Source organism: Roseovarius tolerans, from assembly GCF_900109855.1.
In the GTDB taxonomy this organism is placed as follows: Bacteria; Pseudomonadota; Alphaproteobacteria; order Rhodobacterales; family Rhodobacteraceae; genus Roseovarius; species Roseovarius tolerans.
On record NZ_FOBO01000001.1, the window covers coordinates 341,908 to 351,537 of the forward strand.

A 9,630-nucleotide genomic window follows, 5' to 3' on the forward strand; every position below is an offset into this window, starting at 1 on the left:
CCGATCGTGTGTCCCAGAAAGTCTTGTCCGCTCTACTCTGCTGGCTCGGCAACGGCAGCGTGCCTCGTGATGATGTCCTGAACTTCACCCGGCTTGAACGCCACGTCCCACTCCCAGCGTCCGAAGCCTCCGGCCGCGTTGATCGCTTTGACCCATTCGTTCAGTGCGTCGCGTTTGGCCTTATTCTGCGGGCTGTCGGTCCCCTTGATCTCGAGGGCCAGGAGCTTGCCACCCGACAGACGAACGAGGAAGTCCGGGACGTATCGCCGCCGAGAGCCTGCCCACATGTAGTAGACTTGGAAGCCGAGATGATCGTTTTTGGCATAGGCTTCCACGTCATCCCGGGTCTCAAAGACATTGGCCGCATGGCCCTCCCAGGATGAATCCCCGACCAGATGGCTGATGTGAGACTTGGTTGAGGGGAAGCATGGCTTGGTCGTGTACCAGGTTCGCATCTGACCGGTTGCGCCGATCGGATTTTCCTCGTCAAAGACAGGTGTCAGGCGCTCCGTGTTCTGCTCGGTCACGTTGCTCAGGACATTTTGGACGACCAGATCGATGTTCAGTGCGATGAGGATCCGCCGACGGAGCGGGTCGGAGTGAAACAGGGATGGGATTTCGAGGCGGTCGGATTGCAAAAATGTCTCGACGATCCTGACCAACTGCGCAGCCAGGTATTCAGGCGTCCCGGAGAAACCGTGGCTCAGTTCGGCAAACGCCTTCCGGGCCGCCTGAAAGACGAGACGCTGCAACCGGAAACCATCCGGCAGCTTTTCCAGATCGATCGCGGTGACCTTGCCCATATCTGTCGCGCCGCCGAGGGCCGGAGCAAGCTCCGCACTGATCGGTGTGCTGGCAGGGTCAAGCACCAGAGGTGGCACCTTGTCCCAGGCAACGGTCAATTCCGGTTTCACGACGGTTTCCACACGCAACACGTTCGGCCACTTGATCTCGAGGTACGCCCGATCCGGGATAACCTCGATCTGCGTGGTCGGCTTCGGCGGCGGGGGCGGGTCGCCGCCTTCTCCAGTCTCCGAGATGGAAAGCGGCACGCCGAACACGTTGACGTACTCGGGCAAGAACAGGCCGTTTTCGTCGGTGTCGTACGAAACCCGGCGCAGGCCTCGCCCAACGACTTGCTCGCACAGCAATTGCGACGTGAATGCCCGCAAGCCCATGATATGGGTCACATTCTTGGCGTCCCATCCCTCTGAGAGCATTGCGACCGAGATAACGTTTTGCAGGTCCTGGCCAGCCGCCCCACGCTTGCCGACATTGTCCACAATCTCACGCAGCAGCTCTTCTTTCTTCAGGGACAGGAACCGCTGCTTCCGAGTTTCGGGAATGTCGGCCGCTTCGATGATTTCCTTCAGCCGCGCCTCGTAATCCTTGTCTGACGTCGCTGTCTCGCCAATCTCGGCCTTGTCGAGGACTTTTGAATCCACCCGCAGTGTTCGAGCGATGGCATGCAGTTCCGGCCAGTGGGCGTCCCCCTTGTTGAAGTAGTTCTCGATGCGGGCTGCAGTTTCCGTGCGGTTGCACACCGTCAACATCACCGGAGGGGAATGATGCCCGACATCCCGCCACTGCCGCTGCGTCTCCCGCCAGTCGGCTCCGAGGAGCGTGTAGGCATCCTGAACCAGCTTCGGGAGGGGCTCGTGCGGCTCTGCCTTCGCCCGGTTGAGATCTTCTGACACCGATGGATCACGGTAGATATGGTAAAGCTTGGACCGCAGCGTCTTGGCGTCCGGCAGGGCATCGTCGCGCACCACCACGCGCGGCGTCTTCACCAGCCCGGCCTCGATCGCGTCGTTCAGGCCGAAGTCCGAGACGATCCAGTCGAACAGCGCGGTGTCGGTGCTTTTCTTCCCGGTCGGTGCGAACGGCGTGGCCGAGAGATCAAAGCAGCGCTGAATCCGGCGGGTCTTGTGGATGCGGTCCAGACCCTCGATCCAGCGTGTCGCCTCGTCCAGATCAATGCCCTGCTCGGCGGCCTGCTTCTTGCTGATCTTCACCTCGGGCGGCTTGCGGTAGGCGTGGTGCGCCTCGTCGTTGATGACGATGATGTCCTTGTGCACCGCCAGCTTGCCCAGCACCCGCCGTGTGTAGGCCTCGTCGGATTCCCGGCCCTTCTTGACGACTGAGCGGTCGGTTTCCTTCAGCGGCATCAGCGAATGCCAGTTATCGATCAGCACTTCGGCCTGGTTCAGCTTTTGCCGCAATGCCTCGGACGGGCACAGATTGAACTCATCGTAGTAGCTGCCCTCGCTTGGCAGCAGCACCTGAAGCCGTTCCTTCACGGTCAACCCCGGCGCCACGATGAACACGGCGCGACTGAAATCCTTGTTCCGCTTCGGATAGGTCAGCGCGTTCAGCACCTGCCAAGTGATGATCATCGCCATCACCGTGGTCTTGCCCGCGCCCGTGGCCATCTTGTTGCACAGGCGCTCCCACGTTCCGCCATCGCCGGGGATCGCGATACCCTGCTTGAACGCTTCGGCCCCCTCGACCCACCAGATCAGCGTCTCGATGGCTTCCAGCTGGCAGAAATAGAACGGGTACTGGCGCGCATCACGGTCGTGCCAATGCTCCAGCAGCTTGCGGGTGACGATGGTCACGCCGGGCCAACTCGCCTCGCGCCAGGCGTCGACGCGGGTGCGGATCGTGTTCACCAGATCCAGCACCTCGGTCCGCTTGGTGTTGTTGCGCGCGTCGAAAACCTCGTAGCTCGCTGGCCGCCGCTCGGGCTTGATCTCCAGCTTGCCGCCTTTGGCTTCGATCCAATGCTGGGCGGGGCAGACGAAGGGCGTGTTGATGATGAGGGACATGGGCTTACCCCTCCAGCGGCATGATCTTGAGGGACTCGATCCCGCGATCATCGACGATCTTCACCGCGATCCGCTTGTTGTCTCCGGCCTCGAACGGCAGCGAGACGGTGCCGTGGAACTGCTCCAGCAGGTCCTCGTCTAATTCCGCGCGGATCGTCTTGCGCAGCCGGTTCCAGCCGCCCTTGGCATCGGCCATGGGAAAGAACACCTGATGCGGCATGAGCGAGCGCTGGTCGTAGTCCACATCCAGCGACCACATGGCGATCTGGTTTTTACCGCCAGACACCAGATCGCCCGCCTTCGGGTCGAAATAGTCAAAGCCGTTGACCTCGACCTCCCACATCCCGTCCTTGCGTTTGCGCAGATCCACGTCCGGTTGGCCCATCAGCCAGAAGGACTGGTTGGAAGCGCGTTTCTTCTTCAAATCCTCGGTCAGCAGGTCGGTGTTCATCTGCGCCTTGAGCAGGGTGACACCCGGCCAATTCACCTCGTCGATGTCCTTGGCGGCCTCAGGATCGAAGGTGAAGGCGCAGAACAGGATGAATTTGGGCGACGGGCGCAAGGTTTCGGCCTCGGTCAGGGCCAATTCGACCTGACGCTGTTCCAGGCTGGCGTGTTCGGGGCCAAAGCTGACGACGACACGTTCGCCGGTGTCGGCCAGCGATCCGCTGGCATGGATGTGTTTCAACCCCGGCAGGGTTTCGAATTCGGCAAAGCGCAGCATCGCGCCGCCCTTTCCGCGCACGCCGGTCTTCAGCAGCTCGTCGCGCCAGAGCGACTGGCGTGAGGTCTCGCCGGAGCGGGCGACAGTCTCGTCCGCCTCCCTCGCGGGCACACTTTCGTCGAGCGACAGGACGGTGGGCGCGGGCACGGCCTCGACGCTGAACGGGCCGGTGATGCGCAGGCGGTTCTTGTCGATGCGGGGCTTGTCATACAGCGTTTCCTGATCGGCGTGATCGGCGATGGACTGGTCCATGCGGCGCTGCATCGCCTGACGGGCTTTATGGAACGCTTCAAACGGGGCGCGCGCGGCGTCGGGCCAATCGTCGGGCAGATCGAACGGCACCTCCCACTCAAACAGCGTCTCGCCCTTGGCGAAGTCCACCGGCTTGCCCTTGCGCACGCCTTGGGTGGGTTTCAGGGGCTTCGGCGGGGTGGCGGCCGATGTGGTGGTGAGCACGGTGTTGAGGGTGTCGAGCGCGGCCGCGACCTTGGGGTGATCCTCGTCGTAGATCGTGTCGATGTCGGGGTTGTTGGCGATGCTTTTCAGCATGATATGCGGCACGGTTTCATAGTCGAAACCGCCGCCCAGACCCTCGTGCGGATAGCGCAGGGCGTAATAGTCGAACGACGCGGTCATCAGTCGCTGCTTGGCCAGCGTGATCGCCACGCGCGAGGTGTCGCAGGTGATCCAGCGCCGCCCCCATTTTTCCCCGACGAAGGCGGTGGTGCCAGAGCCACAGGTCGGATCGAGCACCAGATCGCCGGGATCTGTGGCCATCAAAAGGCAGCGTTCTATAACTGCCGCAGCAGTCTGGACGACATACATCTTGTCTGGGCTTCCGGCCACATCAGACCAGATGTTTGAAATCTCATATGCCGGAAAGTCGTCCAAGAAACGCTTGTACCGAAGAGTTGTTGCACTTCCACTGACACGTCCCGCCGCGATTATTCGTTTAAAACCGGCCTCACCCGTTTTCCAGAAACCACCAGAAGGTCCCCACTCCTTACCTTGGAAATCGACGGGAAACGAGCCTGGCGGACGGTTTGAGACAAGAGCAGTCCACTGATATTCACGGCCGCAATCATCGGTCAGATTATATCGTGCGCCGGAGCCGTGCCCCTCTCCTGCAATCTTCTCTCTGTAGATTTGTCGATATTTAAGTTTTGATCTGTCACGAGAATACCAGACTGCGTAATCTGCAATATTGGCGAGATTTTGAGAAGCTTGTCCGCCGGTCTTTTGTATTACAATGTTGCTTATGAAGTTTTCTACGCCGAATATCTCGTCCATCATTTCACGAACGTGATGCAAATTCTCATCCGAAATCTGCACGAACACCGACCCGCTTTCGGTCAGCAAGTCCCGCGCCAGCAGCAGCCGGTCGCGCAAATAGGTGAGGTAGGAATGGATGCCCAATTCCCAGGTGTCGCGAAACGCCTTTATCATCTCGGGTTCCTGCGTCAGGTCCGCGTCTGACCGGTCCTTCACGTCGCGCTTGTTGGTGAAGGGCTGAAAGTTCGACCCGTATTTGATGCCATAGGGCGGGTCGATATAGATCATCTGGACGGTGCCGCCCATGCTCTCCTTGGTCAGAAGCGAGTTCATCACCAGCAGGCTGTCGCCCGCCACCAGCCGGTTCGACCAGCCCTTTTCGTGGTGGTAGAAATCCAACGCCTGGCGCAGCGGCAGGTTTTCAAACGGCGCCGCGAACAGGTCCGGCTGCCGCCACTGGCTGGGCGCATCCTTGCCCTTCAGCCGCTTGGTCGCATTGGCCAGGATCGTCGCCGGGTCAACCCGTTCATGGACATGGAGCGAGACTGTATCGACCTCGAAACTGGTCTTCTCCGCCTTGCCCGTCCAGTTCAGATAGGGCTGCTGGAGCCGTTTAAGTTCCACCAGCGCGTCCTTCATCCGCTGGGGATCGTCGCTGGCAAGGGCGTCGTCGATCAGAGTCTCGATCCCGCCGCGCGCAGAGTCGAAGTTCAGCACCGGATCCAGATGCGGATCATAGGCCCAGGTCGTCTTGTCCCCGTCCGGATCGGTGCCCGCGTGGACCATCCCGACCTCGGGGTTGTTCACCCGCGTCTCGCCATGCCGGTAGCTGACCACCTGTGTCGGATCGTCGGATTTGCGGGTGCTCTTCTTGCGCGTAGTGGTGGTTGTCTTGGGTTCCTTGACCACGGGCGCGGTCAATTCAAGATCAGCCACATCCGCGCGATAGATAGACCCGCCGCGCCCCCGTCCGCGCCCGAGGGCCCCGTCCTCAACCAGTTCATCGCGCGCGACCGCATAATCTTCGTCCGCCAAGCCCGGCAGATGCTCGCGCAAAAGCGCCATCATCGCGCCATTGCCGATGGAAGACCCGTCTTCGGGCGTCAAGGACAGGATCAGGTCGGTCAGGCTGTCGGACATGGGCGGATCACCGATACTTGCGAAAAGGGCTTGTTTTCACGTCTTGTTTTCGGGGACCCTATCGCGCGACCTTGGCTTTTGCACGCCCGATTCCGCCGTGGCGTGCTTCTCGTGTCTCTCGATACGTTGATGTCTATTCGGATTCCGGGTTTTGTCTTTCAGACAGCCAAAACGTTTCTTGCTCGGCCCAATTCAATGGGAATGGGTCCATTAGCTTCGCCAAAGAAATGTGCGAGTGGTGCTGGCCCGACATGATGGCATCAACGACCTCTGGCGAAAGCAGCGAAAGCCGCAATACCCTTGCCATATAGGTGAATGCGATACCCTCGGAACGGGCTACCTCAGATATCGATGCGAACTCCCCCGTCTCCAGCATACGCTTCCACCGAAATGCTCGCGCCACCGCCTTGACTAGCGTGTTGTCAATCTTGTGCTGTCTGGATGCCCCATCCGGTAGGTGCATTTCCTTGCGGCCGCCTCGTTTCACGAGGCGGAACGGGACATGCACTGTCACCGTTTCCGGTGCTGGCGTCGCGCGAGTCATGCCGCCGCCCCGAGATCAGCCATCATTTCGCGCGCCAGCCCGGTCAGACCGTCCATCCGAAGGCGAACATTCAGCCCGTCCGTGCCAATATCAATCCGCTCGACCAACAGTGTCGCGATGCGCGCCTGCTCTGCGGGGAAGAGTTCATCCCAGAGCGGATCGAGTCGGGCCAGTGCGTCACGGGCATCGGCCTCGGTGATCTCGCCGTCCTGTGCGCGTGCCGCTTTCCATGTGCCCGCTACGATTTCGGGTTGGCGGAACACGGCGCGGAGCTGGTCGATGACGGCGCTTTCGATTTCGCCCGCTGGAACCCGGCCGACCGGACATGATCCTGCACCGTGTTTCAAAACAGTCTGGCTGACATAGTAGCGGTAAAGCTTGCCCTTCTTGCGGGTGTGGGTCGGCGAGAACGCCGCGCCATCGGGGCCGTATAGCAGTCCTTTCAGCAGGGCTGGCGTGTCGGCACGCGTGCGCGCGGCGCGTTTGCGGGGGCTTGTCGTCAGGATGGCGTGGACCTTGTCCCAAACCGCGCGGTCGATGATCGCGTCGTGCTCGCCGGGATAGCTGTCGCCTTTGTGCACGGCCTCGCCGATGTAGGCGCGGTTGTTCAACAGGCGATACAGGTATTTCTTGTCGATCCGGTTGCCACGGCTGGTCTGAATACCGCGTGCCGCCAGTTCCCGCGCCAGTTCCGTGCCTGATCCGATTTCGATGAAGCGGGCGAAAATCCAGCGTATCTTGTCGGCATCGGCTTCCTTGATGACCAGCTTGCGGTCCTTCACCTCGTAACCCAGAGGCGGCACGCCGCCCATCCACATGCCCTTCATTCGGCTGGCGCGAACCTTGTCCCGAATACGTTCCGCCGTCACCTCACGCTCGAACTGGGCAAACGAGAGCAGGATGTTCAGCGTTAGCCGCCCCATAGACGTTGTCGTGTTGAAAGACTGCGTTACGGAAACGAAGGTGACGCCATTCCGGTCAAAGACCTCGACCAGCTTGGAAAAATCCATGAGCGAGCGCGACAAGCGGTCGATCTTGTACACGACAACCACGTCCACCAGCCCATCCTCGACGTCCGCGAGTAGCCGTTTCAGGCCGGGGCGGTCCAGCGTTCCGCCGGAAATGCCGCCGTCGTCATATTGGTCGCGAACCAGAACCCAGCCCTCGGACCGCTGGCTGGCGATGTACGCCTCACAGGCTTCCCTTTGGGCATGGAGCGAGTTGAACTCTTGCTCAAGCCCTTCCTCGGAGGACTTCCGGGTGTAAACGGCGCAGCGCAGTTTTCTGACGATGGGTTTGGTCATGCGCCCCTCCGGTGGTTTTTCAGGCCGAAGAACATCCAGCCGTTCCAGCGCGTGCCGGTTATGGCGCGGGCAACGGCGGACAGCGATTTGTAAGGTCGGCCCTGCCAGTCGAAACCGTCAGACGTGACGGTGACGAGATGCTCAATGCCCTGCCATTCACGGATCAGCCGTGTACCTACGATGGGCTTCAGGTCAGCGCGGATGCGGCTCTTCTTGCGGTCGCCACCGTCCAGCTGTTCGCCGAGAACTTCCAGCCGCTTCACAGTTTCCGGCTTCAGGCCGCCATAGGCCAGTTCCTGGATGCGGTACGCGAGGCGGCTCTCGAGGTAGCGACGATTGAACGGCGGCGGCTCGCTGTCGAACAGCTCACGCCATTGCGTCTTCAGGTCTGGCGTTGGCGTTGTCTTCAGCGCGTCCAGGCGGACGGGAATGGGGTCTTGTTTGGTCATGCGTTTCTCCGGTGAGTTGGAGTTGCATGACGCCATTCGTCGGCCGGATAGTGTAGGGAACTTTCTCTACTATTCTCAGATACTTCCGCCCGATCGCGCATCCGCAGGCGAACCAGCCCGATAGCCAGCAGGCCACACAAATCGGCACGGCGTTCAGCCGGTGTCATCTGGTCCGCTGGGAGTGGGTTGGGTCGTTTCATTGGAGCACCGGCAGGAGAACGTTTCGAACAGGGAAACGCTATGCGGTTAGCCAATAAAAACAATCAAAAACAAATGCTTGTCTGGTTTCTGCGCGCTGCTTCGAAATCATTCATAGACGGCACGAGCGAACATCTCTCCTGACGCGAGCATTCTCGGTGTTTAACAATGCCTTGAAAGCGAATCATGATCCGGACAGAGTGAACGTGTGCCTGCGCACGAGACGCCAGTCTCGCGGGAAGATTTGATGGGAGCGCATATTCCGGTTTCAAGCACCGATAAATTTGAGAGATGATTTAATGGGGCACCAGCGTCTTGGAAAAATGCCGGCATACCGCCTGTTGCCCGAAATTATTCGGTACATAGTGGACGGCGGTATTCCAACCGAGGCGGTGGCCGATCAAATTACCGAATTTGGTCGAGAAGCACTGAAATTTGCTTTGAAAGACGATGTCTTCATTGAAGCGCTCTGGTTGTTGATCCGCTTGCCTCAGGCAAGTGCGGCCAAAGATGCATCAAGGGCACTGGCTGAAATCGGCATCAACGGCGCCAAGCCCGCGTCGGTCTCTGACCTCCTCTTTCAGTATGACAGTGCCGTGGAGCGGGTTCAACGTCGGATCCACCAGGGGAATACAGACCTCGGCGAAATCGCTCGTCGCGCTGGCCTTTCGGCGTTGGCAGAGGGCATGCAGTCGAACCTTCCATCTCTTTGGAGCCCCGGCGCGGACGACGTGCGGGCCTCGCTCGCCAGTTTGAGGGGAACTGAAAAATTCGCCGCATTGGCCCAAAGCTTTTACGCCAACTTTGTCGAGCGAGTGATCCATTACTACGTGTGCGTCGTCAGATAATTTGGGACATCAGAGCGTGCTTTCGTTTGGAGGCTCTGGCTCATCCTTGATTAAGTTTATGCGTTTTCAGTTTCGTGGCGCAAGCGCCGCTTGAGCATGGTTTTCCGTTTGATCTCCTCTCGCTGTTTCAGGATCTTCTCTGCGCGCCCGAAGTAGACGTCGGCGGGCTTCAGGTTTCCAAGGCTCTCGTGGTAGCGATGGTTGTTGTAATGTTCGACAAAGGTGCCGATCTGGCGCTCGAGGTCTCCGGGCAGGAAGTAATGCTCGAGCAGAACACGGTTCTTCATGGTCTGGTGCCACCGCTCGATCTTGCCCTGTGTCTG

General features: G+C 60.0%; 7 protein-coding genes. 1 reads left to right on the forward strand and 6 read right to left on the reverse strand.

Annotated features, from left to right (window positions below; all coding sequences use genetic code 11):
• Positions 1-32 precede the first annotated feature (32 nt).
• The 5 genes from BMX04_RS01735 to BMX04_RS01755 form a co-directional block, all read right to left on the reverse strand.
• Positions 33-2,828, reverse strand: coding sequence for a BPTD_3080 family restriction endonuclease (locus BMX04_RS01735; protein WP_074784657.1), 2,796 nt, complete (start codon positions 2,826-2,828; stop codon positions 33-35).
• Between the two features lie 4 nt (positions 2,829-2,832).
• A complete protein-coding gene (locus BMX04_RS01740; protein ID WP_074784659.1) occupies positions 2,833-5,964 on the reverse strand; it encodes a site-specific DNA-methyltransferase in 3,132 nt (1,043 codons plus the stop codon).
• A 133-nt stretch (positions 5,965-6,097) separates the two neighbouring features.
• Positions 6,098-6,508 carry a hypothetical protein gene (locus BMX04_RS01745; protein WP_074784662.1) on the reverse strand — a complete coding sequence of 137 codons (411 nt, stop codon included), beginning with the start codon at positions 6,506-6,508 and terminating at the stop codon, positions 6,098-6,100.
• The gene (locus BMX04_RS01750; RefSeq protein WP_074784664.1) at positions 6,505-7,812 is read right to left on the reverse strand and encodes a recombinase family protein; all 1,308 of its coding nucleotides are present in this window, start codon (positions 7,810-7,812) and stop codon (positions 6,505-6,507) included. The genes BMX04_RS01745 and BMX04_RS01750 overlap by 4 nt, the downstream gene beginning before the upstream one ends.
• A complete protein-coding gene (locus tag BMX04_RS01755) occupies positions 7,809-8,261 on the reverse strand; it encodes a DUF2924 domain-containing protein (protein WP_074784666.1) in 453 nt (150 codons plus the stop codon). Before BMX04_RS01755 ends, BMX04_RS01750 begins: the two co-directional genes overlap by 4 nt.
• 482 nt (positions 8,262-8,743) lie before the next feature.
• Between BMX04_RS01755 and BMX04_RS01765 the strand changes: the two genes are divergently transcribed.
• Positions 8,744-9,307, forward strand: a complete 564-nt coding sequence (locus tag BMX04_RS01765; RefSeq protein WP_139194463.1) for a hypothetical protein — start codon at positions 8,744-8,746, stop codon at positions 9,305-9,307.
• Positions 9,308-9,363: 56 nt separating this feature from the next.
• Here BMX04_RS01765 and BMX04_RS01770 read toward each other — a convergent pair.
• A partial coding sequence (locus tag BMX04_RS01770; RefSeq protein WP_139194464.1) for an integrase core domain-containing protein occupies positions 9,364-9,630 on the reverse strand: 267 nt, incomplete at its 5' end.